Raw genomic sequence first — 24,169 nt, forward strand, 5'->3', positions numbered from 1 at the left:
GTCACTCTCCGACCAGAAACACGCGCGTGATCGGCGTCGCGAGATTCTTCGCGCCGATCGCCACCTGAATGCCCGACACCGCGCGCGGCAGCGGCGCGTTGCCGAGTTGCGGCACCTTCAGGTTGTTGTCGTTTTCGTTGATCTGCGAGACCACGTCGTTCATCCTCGTCGTCCAGCCTTTCTGCGGGATATAGACGCGCGCCACGAGCGAGCCGACGCCGCCCATCAACTCGATGGCGTTCCAGCCGTCCATATCGCCCGAGCCGAGCGCGCGCCGCACTTCGCCGATATTCGACAGCGGCGGCGACGCGTAGCGCACCACTCGCCCGTCCGACAGCCGATAGCGCACCACTTGCAGACGCGGCGCGACATCCGGCGCGAACAGCCCGCGCACGATCTGCAACTGCCCGTTCGCCACCGACACGGCCGGTTGCCCGGCTTCGTCGTCGGTGACAGCCTGACGCGCGTCGATGCGCATCTGGTCGAACAACTGCGCGACCACGCGTTCGTCTTCCATCGCCGCCGTGATGGTGGCGCGGCCGCGCATCACGGAATCGAGCCCGCGCCACGACAGCACCGCGATCACCGCGAGAATCGCGATGGCGATGAGCATTTCCAGCAGCGTGAAGCCGCGCTGCTTGCGGCCGCCGCGTCGCGACCCGGCGAGCTCAGAGGGAACGGTTCGTTTCATTCCCCACCACCGTGACCATCTGCGCCAGATTGCCTCTGCCGCCCGGCGTCGTCACCAGAATCTCGACGCGCCTGAACAGCGGATTCGGCGTGCGGCTCACGCGCTGCGTGCAGATCAGTTTCAGATTGCCCTGCGAACAGTCGAAGCTCTTCGAGCCGATGTCCGGAAATACGCGCGCGAGCCGTATCTGTGCAAGTTCGTTGTCCGCGCTCCAACCCGCCAGCAGCAGCCGATGCAGATCCTGCTCGCCCGCCGCCATCGCGCCGACCGCGCGCAGCGACGCCGCCAGCGCCACCGCGATGATCGCCAGCGCGACCAGCACTTCGATCATCGTGAAACCTTTCTGCGCATGCCGACGACACATCACCGCACCTCGAAACGGCCGTTGCCGCTGCCGACGATGGTCACGCGGCCGACGGCCGAGACGAGCGTGATTTCCATCGGGGTATCGATGGCTTCGGTGCCGAACACCAGCCGATCCGCCGATTTGTCCGAATCGAGATAGTTGATCGTGACGCCGGTCACGCCGCCTTCCCAGTGGCGCGCGCGCAGGAGATCGTCTTCGCGCAGCGGCCGCCAGCCGTCCTCGGTGCGGACATCGAAACGAAAACCGCCCTGCAACGGCTGCCACGCGATAGGCCGCGCGCGCACCTGCGCCTCGTCGCCCGCCGATTCGAACAGCAGCGCGAGCCGCTGCGCTTCCTCGTTCAGATCGGTGCGCGGATTGCGCGTCAGTTGCAGCGAGGCAAGCGACACGAGCAAGCCCGCGATCACCAGCACGACGAGCATTTCGAGCAGCGTAAAGCCCGCATTGCGCCGCGCCGTCCGATGCCTGCCGTGCCTGTTCACGTCAAACGCCTGTCGGATGCGCGGCTATTGCCACGAGCCGACGTCGGCATCGTTGCCTTCGCCGCCGGCTTTTTGATCCGCGCCGTAGCTGAACACGTCGATTTCGCCGTGCACGCCCGGATTCAGATACTGATACTGGCCGCCCCACGGATCGGCCGGCAGACGCTCGAGATACCCGCCGTCCTTCCAGTTGTTCGGCACCGGCTCGGTGGTCGGCTTCTGTATCAGCGACTGGAGGCCCTGTTCCTGCGTCGGATAACGGCCGTTGTCCAGACGGTAGAGCTTCATCGCCTGCATGATGGTGCCGATGTCCTGCTTCGCCGCGACGCGGCGCGCCTCGTCCGGACGGCTCATGATCTTCGGCACGATCAGCGCGGCGAGAATGCCGAGAATCGCGATCACGACCATGATTTCGATCAGCGTGAAACCGCGCTGAAGGCGGCTTTGCGTGTGTGCTGCCTGTGCTGCCCGCATGCGGCGTTGGGTCAACAGTTGCATGACTACTACCTCTTCAATGGATATTGTTTTTCGGGCCCTCGCCCGATGTTGAACAAACGTGTCCGACGACGCTGGCGCCGATCCGGAACCAGCCATTCTAACGACGCGCTTTCATACGCGTCACGCGCCCTCTCGAATTGGCTTGCCGCGCGTCAACGCACGTAGATCGTCGGTCCCGGCGGCACTTGCGGCAGGAAAATCTCCGACTTCGCGCCGCCCTTGCGCTGGATGACGATCGATTTCGCGCGCACTTCCGACAGCTTCAGCCCTTCCGCGAGCGAACTGTCGAGCGCCACCGCCTTGGCCAGCTCGCCGCCGTAGCTGACGATCGCCGCCGCGCCGTGCTGCAACGCGAGGATGCCGAACAGATGCACGTCCTGATTGGCATTCTGCTGCAACTGGCCGCCGAAGATCGCCGCCGCCTGTTCGGTCGATGGCGTGCGCGTCGCGGCGGCGGCCGGCAGCGGCGCGATCTGACGCGAGGTCAGCGTGACGACCCAATACGTCACCGTCACGCAGAAAAGCGCGAGGGCGGCGAGCGTCACAAGACGGGTTTGCAGGGCGTTCATTACTGCACCAGGTTATTCAGTTCGATGATCGGCAGCATCAACGCGAGCACGATCACCAGCACGATGCCGCCCATCGCGAGAATCAGCAGCGGTTCGAGCAGGCTCGTGAGGAACATCGTGCGGCGTTCGAGTTCGCGCGCTTCGCCTTCGGAGGCGCGGTCGAGCATCGTGGTGACGTCGCCGGTCGCTTCGCCGGAGCGGATCAGGTGCACCAGCACGCGTGGAAACGTCTTGGTGTTGCCGAGCGCGCGCGACAGCGACGAACCTTCGCGCACCCGCACGATGGCATCGTCAACGTTATTGCGCATCGCGGTGTTCGACAGCGTCTCGCCCGCCGCCTGCAACGCGCGCAAGATCGGCACGCCGGCGGCCGTCAGAATCGCGAGCGTGCTGGCGAAACGCACGGTGTTGTAGCCGCGCACCAGCTTGCCGACCAGCGGCGCGGTCAGCAGCCAGCGATCGAACGCCATGCGCGGTCCGGGCCGCGACAGAATGCTCTTGATCATCCAGGCGAACACGATCACGCCGAGCAGCACGGCCCACCAGTAACTGCGGACGAAAGCGGACAACGCCATCATCATCACGGTGAGGACGGGCAGCGCCTGTTTAGTGCTGGCGAAGACATTGACGACCTGCGGCACCACGTAACTCAGCAGGAACGTGACGATGCCGAACGCGATCAGCGTCACGATGCCCGGATAAGTAAACGCGAGAATGATCTTCTGCTTGAGCGCGTTGCGCTGCTCGATATAGTCCGCGAGCCGCGACAGCACGAGACCGAGCTTGCCGGTGTGCTCGCCCGCCGCGACCAGCGCGCGATAAATCTCGGGAAAATCCTTCGGATGCTGCGCGAGCGCGTTGGCGAACGAATGGCCGCCGAGCACTTCGGCGCGGATCGCGGCCATCAGTTCGCGGATGTAATCGCGCTCCGACTGCTCGGTCAGCACCTGCAAAGTCTCGCCGAGCGGCAGACCGGCGATCAAAAGCGACGCGAGCTGACGCGTCAGAATGGCCTGCTCGCGCTGCGACAGACGCCGCCCCAGCGACAACCGTTGCTGACGCTCCCCGCGCGTACGCGATGCCGCCGCCTCGACGATCAGCGGCGTCAGACCTTGCGTGCGCAGTTGGCTGCGCGCGGCGCGGGCGCTGTCGGCATCGAGCACGCCTTTTTGCGTCTTGCCCGCGGTATCGATCGCTTCGAAACGGAAAGCCGGCATACCTTATTCTCCGCCCGTCACACGCAGCACTTCTTCCAGCGACGTCACGCCCGCCGCGAGCCAGCGATCGCCGTCCTCGCGCAAGGTGCGCATGCCCTGCTCGCGGCCCGCCTGGAGGATTTCCGCGTCGGCGGCGTTGCGGTGGATCAGCGGGCGAATGGATTCGTCGATCAGCAGCAATTCGTAGACCCCGCGACGCCCCGTGTAACCCGACTGCCCGCAGCGCTCGCAGCCCACCGGATACCAGTGCTTCGTGCCGTCTTCCTCGACGCGCTCTTCCTTGCAGACCGGACACAGTTGCCTGACGAGCCGCTGCGCCAGCACGCCGAGCAGCGACGACGCCAGCAGATACGGCTCGACGCCCATATCGGTCAGACGCGTGACCGCCGATGCCGCGTCGTTCGTGTGCAGCGTCGCCAGCACCAGGTGACCGGTCAGCGACGCCTGCACCGCGATCTGCGCGGTTTCCAGATCGCGGATTTCGCCGATCATGATGATGTCCGGATCCTGACGCAGAATGGACCGCAGCGCCCGCGCGAACGTCATGCCGATGCGCTCGTTCACCTGCGTCTGGCCGATGCCCGACAAGTCGTATTCGATCGGGTCTTCCACCGTCATGATGTTGGTGGTCGTCGTCTCGAGCCGCGACATCGACGCGTAGAGCGTCGTGGTCTTGCCGGAACCGGTCGGCCCAGTCACCAGCACGATGCCGTGCGGCTTGCCGATCAGCTTGTCGAAATGCGTGAGCGTATCGCGCGCCATCCCGAGCGTTTCGAGATTCAGGCGCTGCGCGTCTTTTTCCAGCAGACGCAGCACCGCGCGTTCGCCGTGCCCGGTCGGCAACGTCGACACGCGCACGTCGACCGGACGCCCGCCCACGCGCAGCGTGATCCGGCCATCCTGCGGCAGACGTTTTTCGGCGATATCGAGCTGCGCCATGATCTTGATACGCGAGATCAGCGCGCCGTGCAGCGCCTTCTTCGGGCGCACGACATCGCGCAGCGTGCCGTCGATGCGAAAGCGCACGACCGACGCGTTTTCGAACGGCTCAATATGAATATCCGACGCCTGTTCGCGCGCCGCCTGCGTCAGCAGCGCGTTGATCATGCGGATGATCGGCGCATCGTCTTCCGATTCCAGCAAGTCCTCGACTTCCGGAATGTCCTGCATCAGACGCGAAAGATCGACCTCGCCTTCCACTTCGCCGACCACCTGCGCCGCACTGCCGTCGTTGCGGGCGTACGCGAAATTGATGGCGGAGGCGAGTTCGTCGGCCGGCTTGCGCACGATCGACAACGCGCCGAAATTGCGCGCGACCTCGGCGAGCGCCGCATCCGACGTGCGCTCGCTGATCCACACCTCGATGCTGTCCGCATGCTGATGCGCGAGCAGAATCTGTCCGGTGCGCGCGAAGCCGTACGACACCAGCCGCGCCGCGAGCGGTGAAGCCGTGGCGCTCGCGTGGTCGGCGACGCCGTTGACCGTGTTCACGGTTGTGCTCCTGTAGTCCCGTTATTGGTCGGCGCGGGGCTGGGCTGCACGTTCGGCTGGTTGTTCGGAATCGCGTAGCTGTTCGCGCCGTTACCGTTATTGTTGTACAGTTCCGGCGTCGGCGCTTGCTGGGGCGTCTGGACCGGCTGCGGCGCCGGACCGGCCTGCGGATTTTGCGGCAGCGTGCTGCTCGACTGGCCGCGCGTCGTGTTGTTCCAGTCGAACAGATTCTGCGCCGGCGGACCGCCGCCTTCGCTCGAGCCGAGCGGCTTGGGCGGCATCATCGGAACATCCTTGTCGCGGATCAGGCGGTTGTCCGTGGACGAACCGTACTGCTGCTGACGCAGATAGTCATAGCGCGTATTGGCGATCTGCGAGGCCGTCGCCTGATCGCGCACGATCACCGGGCGCAGGAAGACCATCAGATTGGTCTTGGTGCGCTGCTTGTTTTCGCTGCGAAACAGGTTGCCGATCCACGGAATGTCGCCGAGCAGCGGAATCTTGCTGTTGCCGTTGTTGTACTGATCCTGCATCAGGCCGCCGAGCACGACGATCTCGCCGTCGTCGGCGAGCACGGTCGACTGGATCGAACGCGTGTTGATGGTCACGCCGCCGGGATTGTTGGTGGTCGTGTTGTCGACCGTCGAATCCTCCTGATACAGCTGCAGCTTCAGCACGCCGCTTTCGGTGATCTGCGGTTTCACATGCAGCGTCACGCCGACGTCGCGGCGATCGAAGGTATTGAACGCGGTGACGGACGTTGCCGTGTTGGCGGTCGGCGTCGCGTAGGAACCCGTCACGACCGGCACGTTCTGGCCGACGACGATCTTCGCCTCCTCGTTGTCGAGCGTGATCAGGTTCGGCGTGGACAGAATGTTCGCATCCGACGACGACGACAGCGCCTGCAACAGACCGCCCAGCCCGAAGAAGTTGCCGAACTTGTGCAGCAGGCCGAGGCTCAGGCCGTTCGGCAGGATCGGCGACGACAGGCCCGTGGTGCCGGTCGAGGAAATCATGTTGCCGGTCAGCGTCAGATCGACGATGTTGCTATTGCCCGAACCGAAGCTGGTGCTGCCATACAGCGCGTTGTTGCCGCCGTTCGACAACAGCGCGCCCTGCCACTGAATACCGAGATTGGCCGCCGTGGTCGCCGACAGTTCGACGATCAGCGCTTCGATATAAACCTGCGCGCGGCGCGCGTCGAGCTGGTCGATCACGGTGCGCAGATTGCGATAGACCGGATCCGGCGCGGTGATGATCAGCGAGTTCGTCGCCGAATCCGCCTGGATCATGCCGCCGCCCTGATCGCTGCTGTTGTTGTCGTTGTTATTGTTGTTCGAGAAGCTCTGGTCGCGCGTGCCACCGCCGCCGCTCATCGGATTGCTGCTACTGCTGCTGCTCGAATTGCTGCCGAAGCCGCTGGGCAGCGGCGGCGTGCCGGACGTGCCGGTGCCCATCGACGAATTGCCGAGGCCGCCGCCGCTGTTGCCGAAGGAATTCTGCGAGTTCGAACCCGAATTGCTCGACATGTTGTCGTTGCCGCCGCCCTTGCCCAGCATGCCGCGCAGCGTTTTTGCCAGACGCGTGGCGTCGGCGTTGCGCAGCGCCACCACGTGCATGTTGCCGGGCTGCGAGGTCGGCGCGTCGAGCTTCATCGCCAGTTGCTTGGCGGCAGCGAGGCGCGCGCTGCTGGAGGCGCGGAACATCAGCGAATTGGTGCGCGCGTCGGGCGTGACGGTCACTTTGAGCGTCGCGTCCGTGCTGCCGATCGTGCCGGGATCGAGCAGCTTGTTCATCTGCTCGGTGACATCGATGGCGTTCGCGTTTTTCAGCTGGAGGATATCGACTTCGCGGCCCGCCGCCGTATCCACGCCCGCGATGATGCCGGCAATTCGCCGCACGTTGTCGGCATAATCGGTGACGACCAGCGTATTGTTCGCCGGATACGCGGCAATGGTGTTGTTCGGGGAAATCAGCGGCCGCAGCACCGGCAGCAGGTTGTTCGCCGATTCGTTCTTCAGCGTGAAAACCTGCGTGATGATCTGATCGCCACGCGCGGCCGGCGCATTGCCGACATAAGTCGGCACGCCCTGCAGCTTGGCGTCGGCTTCGGGAACCACCTTCAGAACGCCGTGATCCTGCACCAGCGAGAAGCCCTGCATGCGCAAGGACGACTGCAGCGTCTTCAGCGCCTGATCCTCCGGCACCGGATTTTCCGAGACGAGGTTCAACTGCCCCTTCACCCGGGGATCGACGATGATGGTCTTGCCGGTAGCGGCGCCGATGGCCTTGGCGACCTGATCGATGTCCGCATTGACGAAATTCAACGTCACTTGCGCGTGCGCGACTTGCGCGACGATAAGTCCCGCCGCCAGCAGTGCCGTCGCGATGCGACGCAGTGCCATAGGTTGTCTTCTCATGGATATCTTGTCTGAGCCGGCCTTTTGCCGGGCCGGCTAAAGGCAGTCACACCCGACTTCGCCGAGCGCCCCGCCAGTCAACGGTTTGCGCGTGTTCCGCTCACCGCGATCATTCAAAAAGTGATGACGATAGCAGCTTTATGTAACAAAATTGTTCCAATTCGTCGTACAACTCACTGCACTGCAAAAAAATTTTGCCTTGCGCCTCTCAAGCTTTCAAAACCCTTTGCCGTAAGACCGGAGACGGATATTTATCAGCCTGGTCCTACAAAACGGGCCGCATTGTAACCCGAGCGGAAGTCTTAATATTCATACGTTTAGGCCGGAACTGTTGCAATCCTGGCAAACGTTACACGAATAGAATTTGTTGTGGGGCCCGAAACCGTGTGTCTGCTGGCCAACTTATGGCGAAAAACTTCAGCGGGTATGATACGGGCGGTTCCGCATTCCGGGTGGCGACATAAAGGGTGGGTTTTCCCGATGCCGCGCCGGCCGCGGCGTGTGTTTGTTGGCGATGGCGCGAGGCGCCACAAAGGCTACATGACGTTCTGCGTGGGCGGATGGAGTAGAAAGAATATGAAACGAATACTGCGATTACTTGCGATAGGCTGCGGCGCCATGTTGGCGGCCGCCTCCGCACACGCCGACTGTTTCGACGAAGCGGCGAAGTATCAGAAGGTCAATCCTCTCATCCTGCGTGCCATCGCCTGGCAGGAATCGCATAACAAGCCAGACGCCATTAACAAGAACGCCAATGGCTCCACCGATTACGGGCTGATGCAAATCAATTCGATCCATCTGAATACGCTGGCCCAATACGGCATCGACAGCGGCACGCTAATGCAGCCGTGCAAGAGCGTCTACGTGGCCGCGTGGCATCTGCGCCAGAAGATGAACAAGTATGGCAATTCGTGGCAGGCCGTCGGTGCTTACCATTCCGAAACACCTGCGCTGCGCGACAAGTATTCGGCACAAATCGTCGAAATCCTGCGCCGTTGGAAAATGGTCGAAGCCAAGCGCTGATCGTCCGGGCGCATCGAGCGCCCGTCGAGCCCGACCGATCGCGAGCCGTCACGCGCGGCTCGTTTGATGCAAAATCCCCTTTCCGATAGCCAGCGCGCCCCCGTTTTCGGGTGGCGCGCTGCGCGTCTTTCCGTTCATCGGCGCTCGACGCCTTCCACACTTCATTGCAATGAACCAGACGCCCCTGCCAGTCACCGTGATTTCGGGATTCACCGGCGCGGCCAAGTCCGCATTGCTCGACCGCCTGCTCGCCAACGACGACGGAAAACGCATCGGCGTGATCGGCTTCGGCTCGCCGGAAGTGCCCGACGAAGCGCGCGATCTGCCCAACGGATGCCGTCGCGTGACGCTGCCCGATCATTCGATCGAAGCCATCGAGCAGGCGATCGTCGCGCTGGCCGACGAGCGGCGTTTCGACGCCATTGCCATCGAAGCGCCCGCGATGCTCGATCCGATGGCCATCGCCGAGCAACTCGCCTTCGGTGATGACGACGACGCCACCCTCGCCGGCCGCGCGCGGCTGGACACCTTCGTCACGGTGATCGACGCGCCGCATTTTCTGCGCGACTACGCATCGACCGAAACGCTCGAAGGCGGCGGCGACGGCAAGACGATCGTCGAGGCGCTGGTCGAGCAGATCGAGTTTTGCGATGTCGTGATCATCGACGAATCCGACGATACGCAGAAAATCTCGCGGATGATCCGCGCGATGAATCCGCGCGCGCATCAACTCGTCGCCGCAAACGGCGATGTGCCGCTCGACGACGTGCTCGACACCGGCCGCTTCGACTTCGATACGACCGCGAGCGCGCCCGGCTGGCTCGCGATTCTCAACGACGAAACGCCCGCGCCGGAAGACGACGCGGCATCGGAGATCGGGCATCTCGTGTATCGCGCGCGGCGGCCGTTTCATCCCGAGCGCTTGTGGAATCTGCTGCATCAGGAATGGCCGGGCGTGCTGCGCGCGAAGGGATTTTTCTGGCTGGCGACGCGCGGCGAAGTGGGCGGTTCGCTGTCGCAGGCGGGCGGCACATTGCGCCACGGACCGGCGGGCGTGTGGTGGGCGGCGCAGGATCGCAGCGAATGGCCGACCGACGACCCCGAGCTCGAAGCGGAAATCGTCGCGGAATGGTTCGGCGATGCGGACGACAACAGCGTCGGCGATCGTCGTCAGAAACTGGTGCTGATCGGCGAAAACCTCGACGCCGACGCGTGGCAATCGCGCTTCGATGCGTGTCTTCTTGACCGATGAAGAATGGCTACGCGGCGCGGGCGCATGGCAAGGCTACGTCGATCCGTTCCCCGCATGGGACATCGAAGAACACGATCACGACGACGGATCACGAGCACGGTCCCGACTGCGGCTGCGACGATCACGACCATTGACGCCCGCGCAAAAAAAAACGCGAAAAAAACCCGCCATTGGTGGGTCACGTACAAGGTCCGGTTCCGCGCATGCGGAGGACCCAATCGATTGGCGCCGCGCGACCTGAGCCGTGGCGCGCAATCGGCAGGATGCTCAGCGCTTGTTGACTGCGTCCTTGAATGCTTTGCCAGCCATGAACTTGACCGTCTTTGCGGCCGGAATCTTGATGGATTCGCCGGTCTTCGGGTTGCGGCCCGTACGTGCTGCGCGCTTGCCCGAACCGAAGCTGCCGAAGCCGATCAACTGAACCGAGTCACCCTTCGACACAGACTTCTTGATCACTTCGAGCAACGTGTCCAGCGTTTCGCCAATTTGAGCCTTGCTTGCGCCGGTCTGAACGGCAACGGCGTCGATCAATTCCTGTTTGTTCATTAAGGTTCCTTTATCAGTTTAGGTTGACACGAACAGCGCGAACGCGCCAATTATACGTGCGCGAGGCCTGCCGTCCAGCGGGAACGCCCGGCTGACGGGCTTTCCGGGCGATTCGGCGAACTTTCGGGCTGCTTCGCCGGCAGGGCCGGGCATGACTGCATTCGCGCCGCTTCTGCACATGGCGCTTGGTATGATAGCGCAGCGCAAACCCTATCAGGATAAGGGTTTCAAAGATTTACCCTTATATTTTTGGGGCCTTCGCGCGGTTTTTTCGGCGTCGAAGTTGCGGGTCCGGCGCATGCTTTCCGCGCCGATCGCCGGATGCGGCCGGCCGTTGGCTTTTGCCAACGCTCGTCCGGCGCACCTTCCTTCGCCCCCGAAGCCTTGCCCGGATTGGGTTTGACGGCGCGATTCCCTCGTTTCGGCGAGTCGCGGCGCGAGGAGTTCCCCCGAGTTTCGGCCCGCTCTCGTCTTAATTCATCGACGCATGTCCGAATCGACGCTTCCCACGCCCTCGCCCGATCTTCTCGCCCTGCACGGCCTTCTCGCGCGCTGGCGGCACGCGCGCACCTTCACCTTCGTCGATACGCGATTCGACGGCGCGCGCTTTCTCGATATGTGGCACGCCTGGCGTTCGGACGATGCGCGATACGATCGTCTGCATGTGATCGCCGTCGGCACGCTGCGCGATCTCGACGCCCCGCCCGCCGATGCCGACCTCGCGCGCGTCTGGCCGATGCGCGTGCCGGGCGTGCATCGTCTCGAATTCGATGCAGGACGCGTGACGCTGACGCTCGCTATCGGTGACCGCGATGACACCGGCAACATGCTGTCCAAACTGTGGGCACGCGCCGATGCCTTTCATCTCGATGCATCCACGCTTACCGATGCCCGGCGTCTCGCCAAGTCGCTTGCGCGCATCGCGGGCGATGGCACAACGGTATCCGCCACCGCCGACGCAAACTTGCGCGATGCACTACGCGCGTCGGGCTTCGAATGCGACGAGGCATCGGACGCATCGAACGCGACGCTAAGCGCGCGATTCGCGCCGCGCTGGCGGGTGCGTCGACACGAACCGCCGCTCGCCATCGATGCCGCGAATCGCGGCGACACGCGCAAGGCGATCGTCGTCGGCGCTGGACTCGCGGGCTGCGCGATGACCTCGCGGCTCGCGTCGCGCGGATGGCGCGTCACGCTGATCGATCGTCACGCGCAACCCGCGCGCGATGCATCGGGCAATCCGGCCGGCGTGTTCCATCCGATCGTCTGACGCGACGACAGCGTGGCCGCGCGGCTCACGCGCGCGGGCTTTCTGTCGGCATTGCGCGCGTGGAAAACGCTTGAGGACGCGGGCCACGAACTGCATCGCAGTCGCGCAGGGCGCATCGCGGGCGCGCACGTCACGCGCGGCGGCTGGTTCTTCCCGCACGGCGGCGCGATCTCGCCAGCCGCGATCTGCGCCGCGCAACTCGCCCATGCCGCAGATTCGCTGACGATGCGCATGAACACCGAAGCCGCGCGCATCGAATACGACAGCCGGCATTGGCATGTGTTCGATGCCGACGGCAACGCAATCGCGCACGCGCCGGTGCTCGTGCTCGCCAGCGCGCACGACGCGACTCGACTGGCGAATCAGCACGGCGATCCAACGCGCGGCGTGCGCGGCCAACTCACCATGCTCGCGCCGATTGCGGCCGATTGCCTGCGCGTGCCCGTCATCGGCGATGGCTACGCGGTGCCGCTCGGCGAACGCGGCACGCTGATCGGCGCGACCTACGACATCGACAGCACCGATCGCGAGATCCGCGACGCCGGGCATGCGGAGAACATCGAGCGCGTCGCGCGGATGCTGCCCGATATCGCGCTCGCGCAAACTTCGGTGCGCGCCGGGCGCGTCGCGTTCCGCTGCGTGACCAGCGATCGCATGCCGATGATCGGCCAGTTCGCCGACGAAGCCGCCGCGCGCCGCGATGCGCAACGGCTGTCGGGCGCGTGGCCGCTCGATCTGCCGCGCCTGCCGGGTCTGTACGGTGCGTTTGCCTTCGGGTCGCGCGGTCTCGTCTGGTCGATGCTGGCGGGAACTGATCGCATCGCAGATCGAAGGCGAGCCGTGGCCGATCGAGCGCGAGCTGGCCGAAGCGGTCGATCCGTCGCGCTTCTTCTTACGCGCGCTGCGTCACGGGGAAATCGGACCGGCGTAGTTATCCTCGTGAGGCTGTGGATAACGCTTTGGTTTACCGGAGAAACTCGTGTGTACTCGTTGTGCACGTAAACGGGACAACTGGCGCACGCATCGCCAGGGCCTAAAAGTTGTTCCGGGTTAACCGCGCGGCACGAACATGTTTACGGTGCAGTTCTGCTTTCCGCAGGCGGTTGAATCGAAAGATAAAACAAGGGTTATCCACAGAAAAGGCGCCCCTTTGTTAACTCTACTACTTATATACAGTAAACTTGTGAACCCCTAAAGACCGGGCCTTCGGCCGAAAAAACAAAACCCGCCAAACCAAAAACCGCCACGGCGCAAACCCCGCGCCGGTCAGCTTTGCCGTTTCGCGCAGACACGCTCAGTCGCTTTTACTTCAACGAAATCAACAGGCTGGACTTGACCTGTAACCGCCATCGACATATGGCACAATCGCCGTTCTTCCAACGTCGCGCCGCTCAGCGGCCAGGCGCATCAATGGAACGATGATTGCGGAAACACAATCTGATCACCAACGCCGCTTTCATCGTTTGCTGCGTCCGGCTTCGGCGTCCGAGCATGCGTCGCGTGTAGCGTTTGAACCCGAGAGAGACGGTTCGGGCCTGCGCGTCGCGAATCCGCCGGCCTGACGCGTCGTCTAATCCGTGCACGGTCTGTTCCGTGACGCCGTGTTCGTTCGTATTTCGTTTCGCCTGAATGAACCAGCGCTCGTCATGCCGACGAACCGTACCGATGCGTCTCAGCGCGGTTCGCGTGGCGCGGCCGTGGCCAGAGTTGCGGCGGATCGTGCCTGTCCGTTGCAGCACCGAAGGAGAAGCCAACAAGATGAATTCGGCATTTTCATTTCTGCCCGTGTGGCCGCTCGAACCCGACGCCATTCTCTGGGCCGGTCTCGCGCTGGTCACGGCTGGACTCGCCGGAGAGTTGCTGTGGCGCGCGTGGCGGCTGCCGCGCATCACCGGTTACGCGATCATCGGCCTGATCGCCGGCAATACCGGTCTCGGCGTGATCGATGCCAGCACGGCGGGCGGCCTGTCGCGTCCCTTGCTCGATGTCGCGCTCGGCCTGCTGCTGTTCGAACTCGGCGGCCGTCTCGACTTGCGATGGATCCGCCGCAATCCGTATCTGATCCTGTCGAGCATCGCCGAATCGACCTTGACGTTCGTCCTGGTGCTGATCGCGCTGATGCTGCTCAAGGTCCCGACGATGCAGTCGGTCGTGATCGCGGCCATCGCAATGGCGACATCGCCCGCAATGGTCATTCAACTGAAAACGGAATTGCGCGCGGAAGGTCAGGTCACGCAGCGTCTGTTGACCCTGACGGCGCTGAACAGCGTGTACGCCGTGGTGGTCGAAAAGCTCGCGGCGGGCGTGCTGCATCAGGAAATTTACGGGAATGCGTTTGCGACGATCCTTCAGCCGCTGTATCTGCTGATCGGTTCGCTGGTGCTCGCGTTCCTGCTCGCGCGCGCCTGCAATCTGCTGGTTCGCCGCCTGCCGACCAACGACGAGCATTCCTTCGTCGCGCTGTTCGGGCTGGTGCTGCTGGCCATCGCGGTCGCGCATATCTTCAAGCTCTCGACGATCCTCGCGCTGCTGGCGGCGGGCATCATCGTCAAGAATGCGGATGAGCGGCCGCAACTGTGGCCATCGCATTTCGGCTCGGCGGGATGGCTGCTGACCGTCATTCTGTTCGCGCTCACGCTGACGTCGTTCCAGTGGCGCGATATCGTCATCGGCGGATTGGCGGCACTCGGGCTGATCGTCGCGCGCTTCGTCGGCAAACTGCTCGGCGTGCTGATTTTCGCCAAGCCGAGCGGCCTGGACTGGAAGCAGGGCGTGGCGCTCGGCGTCGCGCTCACGCCGATGTCCGCGCTCGCGTATCTGCTGGTCGACGACATGTACGTGCTCTATCCCGACTACGATCCGACGCTGCGCGCGATCATCCTCTGTTCGATGGTCGTCCTGCAGATCGTGTCGCCGTTCGTGGTGTACCGTAGCCTGTCCGCGGTAGGCGAGCGGCGCGAATAAGCTTTCAGCGCTGCCCGAAGTTTTGATCTTTCTAGAGGCGTCATGGCACTCGAACCTTTCATCAACTCCGAACCGTTCACGTTCGGCGTCGAACTGGAGATCCAGGTCGTCAATACGCACGACTACGATCTGACGCGCGCCGCGTCCGATCTGATGCGTCTCATCAAGAACGAAGAGATTCCGGGCAACATCACGCCGGAAATCACCGAGAGCATGATCGAGCTGTCGACCGGCATCTGCACGACGCACGAGCAGGCCGTCACCGATCTGCGCAAGATTCGCGACGTGCTGGTGGCGGCCGCCGATCAACTCAATGTCGGACTCGCGGGCGGCGGCACGCATGCTTTCCAGCAGTGGAGCGAGCGGCAGATCTACGACGCGCCGCGCTTTCAGTACATCTCGGAGCTGTACGGCTATCTGGCCAAGCAGTTCACGGTGTTCGGGCAGCATGTGCATATCGGCTGTCCGGATCCGAACAGCGCGCTGTTCCTGCTGCATTCGATGTCACGTTATATTCCGCACTTCATAGCGCTGTCGGCGTCGTCGCCGTACATCCAGGGCGTCGATACGGGATTTCATTCGGCACGGCTGAACTCGGTATTCGCGTTTCCGTTGTCAGGACGCGCGCCGTTCGTGCTGACGTGGGACGGTTTCGAGGAGTACTTCTCGAAGATGGTCAACACGGGCGTCGTCAACAGCATGAAGGACTTCTACTGGGATATCCGGCCGAAGCCCGGCTTTGGCACCATCGAAGTCCGCGTGATGGACACGCCGCTGTCGGTCGATCGCGCGGCGGCGATCGCGTGCTACATCCAAACGCTGTCGCGCTATCTGCTGCTCGACAAGCCGCTGACGCCGCGCGAGGACGACTACCTCGTGTACACCTTCAATCGCTTCGAGGCGTGCCGCTTCGGGCTGGAAGGCACCTGCATCGATCCGCAGACGGGCGAACGCCGGACCATCGCCGAAGACATCCTCGCGACGCTCGACGTGCTCGCGCCGCACGCCGAAGTGCTCGGCTCGCAGGCGGCGCTCGCGCAAGTCGGCGATATCGCTCGTGGCGGCGTCAACGATGCGAGCTGGCTGCGGCAGGTTTTCGCCAAGGAAAAATCGCTGCATGAAGCCGTTCGGCAGCAATGTCTGGAATGGCGTCGATAACGCGCGGGTCGCGGACATTCAATTGAAGCAAGCAACGCGAAACAAGCAACAGGCCGATTCGAGGAAATGAGAATCGGCCTATTTTGTTGGTGGCGGTGAATCGCTGCTTGCGACGCGATGGCGTAATAAACCGCTCTCGCCAACGTTTGAAGCGAAGCGATATGGTTTACCGGCCCGATCGCTTAACCCTGCGTAATAGTCGGTAACACGCGCGGCATGCGCTTTGCTGTGCAGAACGTCAAAAAGCAGCGCAGAGTCAACGTTTTAACGACACCTTTGGCGGGTCGGCGAAAGCCTGTCCAGACAGGCGAAGCAACGCAAAACCGCCTTGCCATCCCCGCGTTTCAGGCTTATTAGAGTATGTGCTCACACTTAATGACAAAGTTTCTCGGGTTATCCACAGTTCCGCGTAGATAATTAAGGTATACGTTTGTTTATAGTCGCTTAGAATGGCGACATCGGGTTATAGTCGGCAAAAGATCAGCGCCACGGGTAAGTCATAAGAAGGCGTATAACGAAGAGGTGTGATGTCCCCATTCAGGCGCACTGAATTGTCAGGTACGCCTGAATTTTGAGACGGCGGGGACCACGGTCGAGGGCAGTCTACGGAGGTGCGGCAACGTGTCTCAGTGGCGGTTTGTCGAGTGGGGCGTTAGCGGTAGGTTGCGCGAAACGCGCCGTCTAACCATAAGTGGAACAACAAGCGAAATATCATGAGTGAAGGCGTTTACGGAGAGCAGCCGACTGGGCGGGTGACCCACGGTCTGCTAAGACTGAGCACGGCGATGCGCAGTCAGGCGTGGGAATGGGCGGAAGGTGCGGGGCTTACGCCGACCCAGGGTGAAATCCTGGTGCTGCTGATGCAGCGCAAGGGCCCGATGCGTCTCGGCGAGATCGCGCGCGAAACCGCGCTGACCGCCGCGACCACGAGCGATGCCGTGAGCACGCTCGAAGGCAAGGGTCTCGTCGAAAAGCGTCGCGCGCTCGACGATGGCCGCGCACTCGCGGTTCGTCTGACGGCACGCGGCCGCACGGCGGCGAAGAAAGCGCTGCAATGGCCGGACTTCCTGGCCAAGGTGGTCGGCACGCTGAAGGACGACGAGCAGACGGCGTTCTATCGCACGCTGCTCAAGACCATCCATCAGCTCGAATCGCAGCAGCAGATTCCGGCGCATCGCATGTGTCTGTCGTGCGTGCATTTCCAGCCGAGCAAGAATCCGAAGAAGACTCCGCATCACTGCTCGTTGCTGCAGATCAAGATGGCGGATACGGATCTGCGTCTGGACTGTTCGGTATACGAAGAAGCCGACGTCGCCACGCAGAAGAAGAGCTGGAAAATCTTCGCGCAGATCGCCTGAGCTTCGGAACATTCCGAGGCGGATCACCACCGGCAAGAAGGGCGGTGATGGACGCTGTGAGGCCGCGGCGAGTCGGTTAGACTGTGCCCGTCGCGCCTCGCCGCGAGGATCGGCTCGTCTTCGAGCCGCCTACCGAGCCACGCGCCATCCGAGCCACGGAAACAGCCGATGAAACAAGAAGTCCTGGCGATTCGCCACGTCCATTTCGAAGATCTGGGTTGCCTCGAACTCGTGCTCGGCGAGCGGGGGAATCTGGTTCGCTATCTCGATGTCGGGCGCGGGCGCATCGATGCGCCCAATCCGCTCGATCCATCCTTGCTCGTCGTGTTGGGCGGGCCGATCGGCGCGTATGACGACGCCAACTATCCGCATCTCGCTCCGCTTTTGTCCATGCTGGAAAAGCGCATGGCGGCGGGCTTGCCGACCATCGGCATCTGCCTGGGCTCGCAGCTGATCGCGCGGGCGCTGGGTGCGCGCGTGTATCCGTCGGGCAAGCTGGAACTCGGCTGGAAACCGCTCGAGTTGACCGAGGCGGGACGCACATCGGCGTTGCGGCATCTCGAAGCCGACGGCGCGCCGATTCCCGTATTCCACTGGCACGGCGATACCTTCGATCTTCCCGATGGCGCGACGCTGCTCGCATCGACCGATGACTGCGCGCATCAGGCGTTCGCGTGGGGCGAGCATGTGCTGGCGCTGCAATGCCATTCCGAAGTGCTGACGGATCGCTTCGAGAACTGGCTCGTCACGTATCCCGGCGAAATCGCGCATGGCGGCACGACGGCCGCCGCGTTGCGCGAGGACACCGCGCGTCACGGCCCGGCGCTCGAGCGCGCGGCCCGCGCGATGTTTGACGAATGGCTCGATCGCTTCGGCATCTCGCAGCAGCCCTGAGCCTGTTCACGACTTGGCTTTCCGGATGTTCCTGGCGCTCTGCGCGAAGGAATTCGGAATGCTATGCTCGACCGCTTACCCCAACCGTTGATCAACCGCTGATCCAACCGCGACGAGCCCCGCCATAAGCGCGCTGTTTACTCCCACGACGTTACGCAGCTTGCAGACCCCCAATCGCATTTTCATATCACCGATGTGCCAGTACTCCGCCGAACGCGGCGAAGCGACCGACTGGCACATGATCCATCTGGGCAGCCTCGCGCTGTCCGGCGCGGGCATGCTGTTTATCGAGGCGACGGCGGTTGAACCGGACGGACGCATCACGCCCGCCGATCTCGGCTTGTGGGACGACGTCACGGAAAACGCCTTGCGTCCGGTGATGGCGGCGATCCGCAAGTATTCGAAGATTCCGGTGACGATGCAGCTCGCGCACGCGGGACGCAAGGCATCGAGCCATGCGCCGTGGGACGGTGGCCAACTGATATCCGTCGCCGATGGCGGCTGGATGACGCACGCGCCATCGGCCGTTCCGCATAAGCCGGAAGAAACGCCGCCGCTCGCGCTCGATACAACCAGTCTTCTGCGCGTGAAGGAAGCGTTCGCGGCATCGGCGCGGCGCGCGGCGCGGCTCGGCATCGACGGGCTTGAGCTGCATTGCGCGCATGGTTATCTGCTGCATCAGTTTCTGTCGCCGCTGTCGAATCAGCGCACCGACGAATACGGCGGCTCGCGCGAGAACCGCATGCGCTACCCGCTCGAAATCTTCGATGCCGTGCGCGCCGCGTTCCCCGACGACAAGCCGGTCGGCGTGCGCGTATCCGCGACCGATTGGGTCGAAGGCGGCTGGGATATCGAGGACACCATCGCGTTTGCGGGCGAACTGAAGAAGCGCGGCGTCGACTGGGTCGATGTATCGTCGGGCGGCGTGTCGCCGTTGCAGAAGATTTCGCTCGAGCCGGGCTATCAGGTGCCGTTCGCGAAGGCCGTGAAGGAAGCGACCGGCGTGACGACCGTCGCCGTCGGGCTGATCACCGAGCCGAAGCACGCGGAAGAGATTATCGAGAGCGGGCAGGCAGATTACGTCGCCATCGCGCGGGGCGTGCTGTACGACGCGCGCTGGCCGTGGCACGCGGCGGCCGAACTCGGCGCGAGCGTGCAGGCGCCGCCGCAATACTGGCGATCGCAGCCGCGCGAGCAGAAGCATCTGTTCGGCGATATCACCATCGGCCAACGCTGATCGACACAACTTGTCACGATCGCCGTGTCGCGTTCACATGTGAAGTGTTGAGCATTGACGCGGCGGGAGTGTACGATAACGACGATAAGCGATACTGAGTTGAACGGACGCGAACCCATTCGCGACGACACTCGCGACCAACCACGCGAACGCGGCGCCTTCGTGGCCACCGCGTTTTTTTCATTCGCGCGTCCGGATCGCGGTCAGCTCAGGCGTCGTTCACACCCCACACCGATTCGTTATTCAAGGATTCGTTCGATGAGTTCACGCAGGGTCACCGTTCGCCGTTCCGGCGTGCATGGCAAGGGCGTTTTTGCCGTAGCGCCCATCGAAAAGGGCGACAAGGTGATGGAGTACAAGGGCGAGCGCATTTCGTGGAAGGAAGCGCTGCGCCGCCATCCGCACAACCCGAAGGAACCGAATCACACGTTCTATTTCGCGCTCGACGACGGCCGCGTGATCGACGGCAAGATCGACGGCAACAGCGCGAAGTACATCAACCATTCGTGCGCGCCGAACTGCGAAGCGGAAGAAGTGGAAGGGCGCGTGCTCATCCATGCGCGGCGCGATATCGAGCCGGGCGAGGAGTTGAACTACGACTACGGGCTCGTGATCGACGGACGCATCACCAAGAAGTTGAAGAAGGAATACGAGTGCCGTTGCGGCGCGAAGAAGTGTCGCGGCACCATGCTCGCGACCAAAGAGAAGAAGAAGTAAGTGCTTGAAACGCGCGCCGCGCCCGTGAGCGCGGCGTGCGTTACTCCTGAGCGGGCTGCGTGTCCTGCTTGAGCGGAATCCGCACGATAAAGCGCGCGCCGCTTTCCGGCGTGTCTTCGTAATGTACCGTGCCACCGTGCAGCGTGATGATGTCGTGCACGATGGCGAGACCCAGACCCGCGCCGCCTTCCACGCTTTGTCCGTCGCCACGGAAGAAGCGCTTGAACAGATCCGGCTGCTGATCTTCCGGCACGCCCGGACCGTTATCTTCCACGATCACTTCGCCGAAACGCCGGCCCGCGTCGTCGCGCCATTCGTCGACCGTCAACGTGATGCGCGCGCCTTCCTCGCGCGACGGCGGCACGTACTTCAGCGCGTTGTCGATCAGGTTCGCCAGCACTTCGCGCGTCAGCACGATATTGCCGCGCACGGTCATCGGATGTTCGTTGTCGGGATCGTCCAGACGCTGGAAGCCGAGATCGACGTTGGCGGCCAGCGCGCGCGGCACCCATTCCGCGCCGGTTTCGAAGGCGAGGGCGGCGAGATCGAAGTCGGCGAAACGCGCGGCCTGTTCGCCCGGTTCGGCGCGCGCCAGCGACAGCAACTGGTTCGACAGCCGCACCGCGCGATCCGCCGATGCGCGCAGTTCCATCACCGCTTCGACGGCCTTGGCGGGATCGCGCGAACTGAGCGCCTGCTCCGCGTGCAGCTTCACGGCGGTCAGCGGCGTGCGCAACTGATGCGCGGCATCGGCGATGAACTTGCGCTGCGCATCCAGCGCGGCTTGCAGACGCACGAGCAGGCCGTTCATCGCGCTCGTCAGCGGACGGACTTCGCTCGGCACGAAGGTTTCGTCGACCGGTTCCAGCGAGATGTGCGTCTGTTTGTTGAGCGCGTCGGCGAGATCGGTGAGCGGATTCAACTGCTGGTTCACCACGCGCCAGACGATCACCCAGCCGGCGAGCAGCAACAACGCCAGCGTCATCATGATGGCGACCAGAAATTCCACCGCGATCCGGTAGCGCGAGCCGACCCGCTGCGCCACTTCGACGACGATCGGATTGCCCTGCGGCTGCGGCACGCGCACCTGCGCCGCGCGCACGGCGGTGCCCTGATAGTGCGTCTCGAAGACGTAGGCGTAATGGATGCGCCGCACGGCGGTGCCGGTGAGCGGCAATTCCGGCTCGCCGGCGATTTCCTCGTCGCCGGTGCTGATACGGTAGATGAGCTGCTCGACGGGATCGGAGAACATCGCCTGCGCGAGCGGCGGCACGGTGACGGGCGCGTCGACGCCCGCGAGCTGAATCTGCTTGGAGATGGCCGTGGCGAGATCGGCCAGCGACCGGTCGACCACATGCTGCGTGTACTGCCACGCGAGCCAGTAGGCCATCAGGCCGGACATGAGCGCGAGCAAGGACAACGGCGCGGCGAGCCGGCGCAGCAACGTGCGGCGCAGGCTCGGCGATGCCGGTTTCTCTTGGGCTTTCGATCGCGCCAGATCGAGCCAGTCTTGGCGGGCGAACCGTTCGTCGCCCGCGCGCCGGGTTGGAAGTCGCAAGGCAAACTATCCCGGCGGCGTGACGAAAGGCGTCAGGCCGCCTGACGAATCTCCTGAAGCAGATAGCCGAAGCCGCGCACCGTGACGATTTCCACGCGCGTGTTTTCGAGCTTTTTGCGCACGCGATGCACGTAGACTTCGATGGCGGTATCGCCGAGATCGCCGCCGAAATGCGTCAGATGATCCTGCAACTGCGCCTTGCTGACCACGCGGCCGTGACGCAGCAGCAGCATTTCGAGCACTGCGAATTCGCGCGGCGACAGTTTGAGCGGACGCTCGTCATTGAAGATGCGGCGATCGACGCCCGACAGACGCAGACCGTCCAGCGACACTTCGGGACGCGGCACGTCGCCGTGCGGACTGCTGCGGCGCATGACGGCGCGAATGCGCGCTTCGAGTTCCTGCGGCTCGAACGGCTTGAGCATGTAATCGTCCGCGCCGCTGTTCAGGCCCTGCACGCGATCGTGCAGTTCGTCGCGCGCGGTCAGGATGATGACCGGCGTGTGGCGGTTGCTCTGGCGGAAACGCGACAGCAGCGTCATGCCGTCGATGCCGGGCAAGCCCAGATCCAGAATGACGAGTTCGTGGCGGTTCTGCGCGAGCGCCTGCTTGGCGAAGATGCCGTCGTGCACCATGTCGACCGTGAAGCCGGATTGTTCGAGGCTGCTTTGAATGCCGCGCGCGATGGGGCGGTCGTCTTCGATCAGAAGGATTCGCATGGAGTCGCTCAAGTACAATGGGTTGAACCCGAACCGGCGGGGCGCTCTGGCGTATGCGGGGAACATGTGCGATGCGGCGGCGAGGGTTCGAGCCGGTTAAAACCACTACTTTTCATGCGGCCTTGCGCGCATCTGCAGCTTGCGCGGCTGGCCGCACACCGTATGTCGTTCTGCCTGGACATGGCCATCATTTCGATCAACGAACTGGAAGCCGCGATCAATTTCTTTCGCGGCCGTTCCCCGTCACAAGGCGATGAGCTGCGCCTGTGCAAGGAGGCAAGCGCGCTGTCCAAGCCCTATGCGCTGCTGATTGTACAGCGTCGCTCAAGCCTGCCGCCCGAACAACTGGATGCCGACGCCCGCGCCGCCTGGGAACATTACGAGTGTTTCAAAAACGGCCTTCGTGATTGAAAGATAAACGAAGTTTTGCCTTTTGCCAGGCTTTTCGAAAGCTTCCAGCGAGCGTTTTTTCCGCTCGCCGGCGTGTTTCCGGTCCTTTCGATAGTGTCATTATTGGTAACAACCCAGTTACCTTGTTTGGTGTCGAAAGCCATTCGAAAAGTTCGCGCGAAACGTCCCTTTTGTGCGACGGGTTGATGAGCGCGCACACAGCAATGCGATAAAGTCGCAATTACCTCGGCTCTCGCGCATATTCGCCTCATGCTGGAACTCGATCATTTCGACCTCGCCCTGCTCGATGTGCTCCAGCGCTTCGGCCGGGCCACGCATCAGCAACTCGGCGAACAGGTGCCCTTGTCGCCGTCGCAGATTGGGCGGCGCCTGCAGCGGCTGGAAGCGACCGGCGTCATCGAAGGGTATCGGGTCGTGCTGCGGCCCGAAAAGCTCGGGCTCGGCGTGACGGCCTTCACGAGCCTCAAGCTCAAACATCACGGGGATACGATCATCGAGCAGTTTCAGCAGCAGATCGACATGCTGCCGGAAGTGCTCGAATGTCACGCGACCGTCGGCGACGCGGATTATCTGCTGCGGATCGTCGCGCCGGATCTGAACGCGCTGTCGGGCTTCGTCATGAAGAAGCTGATGCGCGTGCCGGGCGTGGACAGCGTGCGCTCGAACATCGTGCTGACGACGTTCAAGCGCAACGGGCCATTACCGCTTAGTCACCTTGCCGCGGAAAACGGCGATACCGCCGCTTAAGCCGCCTCCGCCGCCGGATTCAGCAGATCGACATAGGCGAGCGGCACGAGATCGTGCGTCTCGACGCCCAGTTGTTTGAACATGTCGTGCGCTTCCTGCTCGCCGCCGGCTTCGTCGTCGTCTTGCGCGAGCAGCACTTCCAGTTCGATGAAATCGCCCAGTCCGTCCACGCGATCCAGATGAATCCGCGTGCGCCCGACGATATACACATGCCGTTCCTTCGACACGATGCCGCGCGTCGACAGCGCCTGCGAGAGCAGTGAGTGCATCGCTTCGGGATTCGTCACCGGACTGCGCGTGTAGTACGAGACTTTCGGGCCGTCGCGGTCGTCGCGCTGATAGAAGATCAACTCGGACGGCGTGCCGTCGTCGAACTGACGCAGCTTGAGGCGTCCGGTCGGCACGTCGTAGAAGAAGTCCTGCTGGCGGAACACGAGCGGCGCATCGGTGGCGAGCGCGGGGGCGCGTTCGCGAAGTTGATCGAATTGATGCGCGCGAGCCTTGATTTCTATGTTGCGTGCCATGAACGACTGCTCCTGAATCACGGTTGATCGGGAAAAGGATCAGCCTAACAAAGAAT

21 protein-coding genes and 2 pseudogenes are annotated in these 24,169 nt (G+C 63.2%); 11 read left to right on the forward strand and 12 right to left on the reverse strand.

Features of this window, described 5'->3' with window-relative positions; genetic code table 11:
* Position 1 precedes the first annotated feature (1 nt).
* From BVER_RS06540 to gspD, 8 genes are all read right to left on the reverse strand, one after another.
* The gene (locus tag BVER_RS06540; protein ID WP_083452070.1) at positions 2 to 691 is read right to left on the reverse strand and encodes a prepilin-type N-terminal cleavage/methylation domain-containing protein; all 690 of its coding nucleotides are present in this window, start codon (positions 689 to 691) and stop codon (positions 2 to 4) included.
* A complete protein-coding gene (gene gspI / locus BVER_RS06545) occupies positions 669 to 1,055 on the reverse strand; it encodes a type II secretion system minor pseudopilin GspI (protein WP_050452593.1) in 387 nt (128 codons plus the stop codon). The genes BVER_RS06540 and gspI overlap by 23 nt, the downstream gene beginning before the upstream one ends.
* Entirely contained in the window at positions 1,055 to 1,540 is a 486-nt protein-coding gene (locus tag BVER_RS06550; protein ID WP_050452594.1) for a GspH/FimT family pseudopilin, read from the reverse strand. Before BVER_RS06550 ends, gspI begins: the two co-directional genes overlap by 1 nt.
* Before the next feature lie 24 nt (positions 1,541 to 1,564).
* Positions 1,565 to 2,038, reverse strand: a complete 474-nt coding sequence (gspG, locus tag BVER_RS06555; protein WP_050452595.1) for a type II secretion system major pseudopilin GspG — start codon at positions 2,036 to 2,038, stop codon at positions 1,565 to 1,567.
* A 152-nt stretch (positions 2,039 to 2,190) separates the two neighbouring features.
* Complete coding sequence (locus BVER_RS06560) at positions 2,191 to 2,607, reverse strand: hypothetical protein (RefSeq protein WP_050452596.1); 417 nt, start codon at positions 2,605 to 2,607, stop codon at positions 2,191 to 2,193.
* Positions 2,607 to 3,824, reverse strand: a complete 1,218-nt coding sequence (gene gspF, locus BVER_RS06565) for a type II secretion system inner membrane protein GspF (protein WP_050452597.1) — start codon at positions 3,822 to 3,824, stop codon at positions 2,607 to 2,609. The genes BVER_RS06560 and gspF overlap by 1 nt, the downstream gene beginning before the upstream one ends.
* A gap of 3 nt (positions 3,825 to 3,827) precedes the next feature.
* Positions 3,828 to 5,315 carry a type II secretion system ATPase GspE gene (gene gspE, locus BVER_RS06570; RefSeq protein ID WP_050452598.1) on the reverse strand — a complete coding sequence of 496 codons (1,488 nt, stop codon included), beginning with the start codon at positions 5,313 to 5,315 and terminating at the stop codon, positions 3,828 to 3,830.
* A complete protein-coding gene (gene gspD / locus BVER_RS06575) occupies positions 5,312 to 7,720 on the reverse strand; it encodes a type II secretion system secretin GspD (protein WP_050452599.1) in 2,409 nt (802 codons plus the stop codon). Before gspD ends, gspE begins: the two co-directional genes overlap by 4 nt.
* 591 nt (positions 7,721 to 8,311) lie before the next feature.
* Between gspD and BVER_RS06580 the strand changes: the two genes are divergently transcribed.
* Together BVER_RS06580 and BVER_RS06585 are read left to right on the forward strand one after the other, a co-directional pair.
* Positions 8,312 to 8,758 (forward strand): lytic transglycosylase domain-containing protein, encoded by a 447-nt coding sequence (locus tag BVER_RS06580; protein ID WP_050452600.1) that lies wholly within the window; start codon positions 8,312 to 8,314, stop codon positions 8,756 to 8,758.
* A gap of 169 nt (positions 8,759 to 8,927) precedes the next feature.
* Positions 8,928 to 10,144: pseudogene (locus tag BVER_RS06585) on the forward strand (GTP-binding protein).
* Positions 10,145 to 10,277: 133 nt separating this feature from the next.
* Here BVER_RS06585 and BVER_RS06590 read toward each other — a convergent pair.
* A complete protein-coding gene (locus BVER_RS06590) occupies positions 10,278 to 10,556 on the reverse strand; it encodes an HU family DNA-binding protein (protein ID WP_050452601.1) in 279 nt (92 codons plus the stop codon).
* A gap of 487 nt (positions 10,557 to 11,043) precedes the next feature.
* On the opposite strand from BVER_RS06590, the pseudogene mnmC1 reads away from it, so the two are divergent.
* The 7 genes and pseudogenes from mnmC1 (at position 11,044) to BVER_RS06625 (ending at position 20,154) form a co-directional block, all read left to right on the forward strand.
* A pseudogene (gene mnmC1 / locus BVER_RS36440) lies at positions 11,044 to 12,757 on the forward strand (FAD-dependent 5-carboxymethylaminomethyl-2-thiouridine(34) oxidoreductase MnmC1).
* Between the two features lie 827 nt (positions 12,758 to 13,584).
* Positions 13,585 to 14,790: a cation:proton antiporter gene (locus BVER_RS06600; protein WP_050452614.1), complete on the forward strand. Its 1,206-nt coding sequence runs from the start codon at positions 13,585 to 13,587 to the stop codon at positions 14,788 to 14,790.
* A gap of 42 nt (positions 14,791 to 14,832) precedes the next feature.
* Positions 14,833 to 15,948, forward strand: a complete 1,116-nt coding sequence (locus BVER_RS06605) for a YbdK family carboxylate-amine ligase (RefSeq protein ID WP_050452602.1) — start codon at positions 14,833 to 14,835, stop codon at positions 15,946 to 15,948.
* A gap of 713 nt (positions 15,949 to 16,661) precedes the next feature.
* Positions 16,662 to 17,306: a MarR family winged helix-turn-helix transcriptional regulator gene (locus BVER_RS06610; RefSeq protein WP_050452603.1), complete on the forward strand. Its 645-nt coding sequence runs from the start codon at positions 16,662 to 16,664 to the stop codon at positions 17,304 to 17,306.
* A 168-nt stretch (positions 17,307 to 17,474) separates the two neighbouring features.
* Positions 17,475 to 18,200 (forward strand): glutamine amidotransferase, encoded by a 726-nt coding sequence (locus BVER_RS06615; protein WP_050452604.1) that lies wholly within the window; start codon positions 17,475 to 17,477, stop codon positions 18,198 to 18,200.
* Positions 18,201 to 18,324: 124 nt separating this feature from the next.
* Positions 18,325 to 19,437 carry an NADH:flavin oxidoreductase/NADH oxidase gene (locus BVER_RS06620; RefSeq protein WP_050452605.1) on the forward strand — a complete coding sequence of 371 codons (1,113 nt, stop codon included), beginning with the start codon at positions 18,325 to 18,327 and terminating at the stop codon, positions 19,435 to 19,437.
* Positions 19,438 to 19,695: 258 nt separating this feature from the next.
* Positions 19,696 to 20,154 (forward strand): SET domain-containing protein, encoded by a 459-nt coding sequence (locus BVER_RS06625; RefSeq protein WP_050452615.1) that lies wholly within the window; start codon positions 19,696 to 19,698, stop codon positions 20,152 to 20,154.
* Positions 20,155 to 20,194: 40 nt separating this feature from the next.
* Here the strand turns inward: BVER_RS06625 and BVER_RS06630 are convergent, their stop codons facing one another.
* Positions 20,195 to 21,652 carry a sensor histidine kinase gene (locus BVER_RS06630; RefSeq protein ID WP_050452616.1) on the reverse strand — a complete coding sequence of 486 codons (1,458 nt, stop codon included), beginning with the start codon at positions 21,650 to 21,652 and terminating at the stop codon, positions 20,195 to 20,197.
* Positions 21,653 to 21,744: 92 nt separating this feature from the next.
* Entirely contained in the window at positions 21,745 to 22,431 is a 687-nt protein-coding gene (locus BVER_RS06635; RefSeq protein WP_050452606.1) for a response regulator transcription factor, read from the reverse strand.
* A gap of 180 nt (positions 22,432 to 22,611) precedes the next feature.
* Here BVER_RS06635 and BVER_RS06640 point away from each other — a divergent pair, with 180 nt between their 5' ends.
* Together BVER_RS06640 and BVER_RS06645 are read left to right on the forward strand one after the other, a co-directional pair.
* The gene (locus BVER_RS06640; protein ID WP_050452617.1) at positions 22,612 to 22,842 is read left to right on the forward strand and encodes a DUF3717 domain-containing protein; all 231 of its coding nucleotides are present in this window, start codon (positions 22,612 to 22,614) and stop codon (positions 22,840 to 22,842) included.
* Positions 22,843 to 23,091: 249 nt separating this feature from the next.
* Positions 23,092 to 23,589, forward strand: coding sequence for an Lrp/AsnC family transcriptional regulator (locus BVER_RS06645; RefSeq protein WP_050452607.1), 498 nt, complete (start codon positions 23,092 to 23,094; stop codon positions 23,587 to 23,589).
* On the opposite strand, the gene BVER_RS06650 is transcribed toward BVER_RS06645, so the two are convergent.
* Positions 23,586 to 24,113 carry a class IV adenylate cyclase gene (locus BVER_RS06650; RefSeq protein WP_050452618.1) on the reverse strand — a complete coding sequence of 176 codons (528 nt, stop codon included), beginning with the start codon at positions 24,111 to 24,113 and terminating at the stop codon, positions 23,586 to 23,588. The genes BVER_RS06645 and BVER_RS06650 overlap by 4 nt on opposite strands.
* Positions 24,114 to 24,169 lie beyond the last annotated feature (56 nt).

This window comes from Candidatus Burkholderia verschuerenii (assembly GCF_001189365.1).
Lineage (GTDB): Bacteria > Pseudomonadota > Gammaproteobacteria > Burkholderiales > Burkholderiaceae > Caballeronia > Caballeronia verschuerenii.

What these genes read in the sequence shown, in the direction of transcription:
- BVER_RS06540 (WP_083452070.1), bottom strand. Translation starts at nt 691, where the DNA reads ATGAAACGAACCGTTCCCTCTGAGCTCGCCGGGTCGCGACGCGGCGGC.
- gspI (WP_050452593.1), bottom strand. Translation starts at nt 1,055, where the DNA reads ATGTGTCGTCGGCATGCGCAGAAAGGTTTCACGATGATCGAAGTGCTG.
- gspG (WP_050452595.1), bottom strand. Translation starts at nt 2,038, where the DNA reads ATGCAACTGTTGACCCAACGCCGCATGCGGGCAGCACAGGCAGCACAC.
- BVER_RS06560 (WP_050452596.1), bottom strand. Translation starts at nt 2,607, where the DNA reads ATGAACGCCCTGCAAACCCGTCTTGTGACGCTCGCCGCCCTCGCGCTT.
- gspF (WP_050452597.1), bottom strand. Translation starts at nt 3,824, where the DNA reads ATGCCGGCTTTCCGTTTCGAAGCGATCGATACCGCGGGCAAGACGCAA.
- gspD (WP_050452599.1), bottom strand. Translation starts at nt 7,720, where the DNA reads ATGGCACTGCGTCGCATCGCGACGGCACTGCTGGCGGCGGGACTTATC.
- BVER_RS06580 (WP_050452600.1), top strand. Translation starts at nt 8,312, where the DNA reads ATGAAACGAATACTGCGATTACTTGCGATAGGCTGCGGCGCCATGTTG.
- BVER_RS06590 (WP_050452601.1), bottom strand. Translation starts at nt 10,556, where the DNA reads ATGAACAAACAGGAATTGATCGACGCCGTTGCCGTTCAGACCGGCGCA.
- BVER_RS06600 (WP_050452614.1), top strand. Translation starts at nt 13,585, where the DNA reads ATGAATTCGGCATTTTCATTTCTGCCCGTGTGGCCGCTCGAACCCGAC.
- BVER_RS06605 (WP_050452602.1), top strand. Translation starts at nt 14,833, where the DNA reads ATGGCACTCGAACCTTTCATCAACTCCGAACCGTTCACGTTCGGCGTC.
- BVER_RS06610 (WP_050452603.1), top strand. Translation starts at nt 16,662, where the DNA reads ATGAGTGAAGGCGTTTACGGAGAGCAGCCGACTGGGCGGGTGACCCAC.
- BVER_RS06615 (WP_050452604.1), top strand. Translation starts at nt 17,475, where the DNA reads ATGAAACAAGAAGTCCTGGCGATTCGCCACGTCCATTTCGAAGATCTG.
- BVER_RS06625 (WP_050452615.1), top strand. Translation starts at nt 19,696, where the DNA reads ATGAGTTCACGCAGGGTCACCGTTCGCCGTTCCGGCGTGCATGGCAAG.
- BVER_RS06635 (WP_050452606.1), bottom strand. Translation starts at nt 22,431, where the DNA reads ATGCGAATCCTTCTGATCGAAGACGACCGCCCCATCGCGCGCGGCATT.
- BVER_RS06640 (WP_050452617.1), top strand. Translation starts at nt 22,612, where the DNA reads ATGGCCATCATTTCGATCAACGAACTGGAAGCCGCGATCAATTTCTTT.
- BVER_RS06645 (WP_050452607.1), top strand. Translation starts at nt 23,092, where the DNA reads ATGCTGGAACTCGATCATTTCGACCTCGCCCTGCTCGATGTGCTCCAG.
- BVER_RS06650 (WP_050452618.1), bottom strand. Translation starts at nt 24,113, where the DNA reads ATGGCACGCAACATAGAAATCAAGGCTCGCGCGCATCAATTCGATCAA.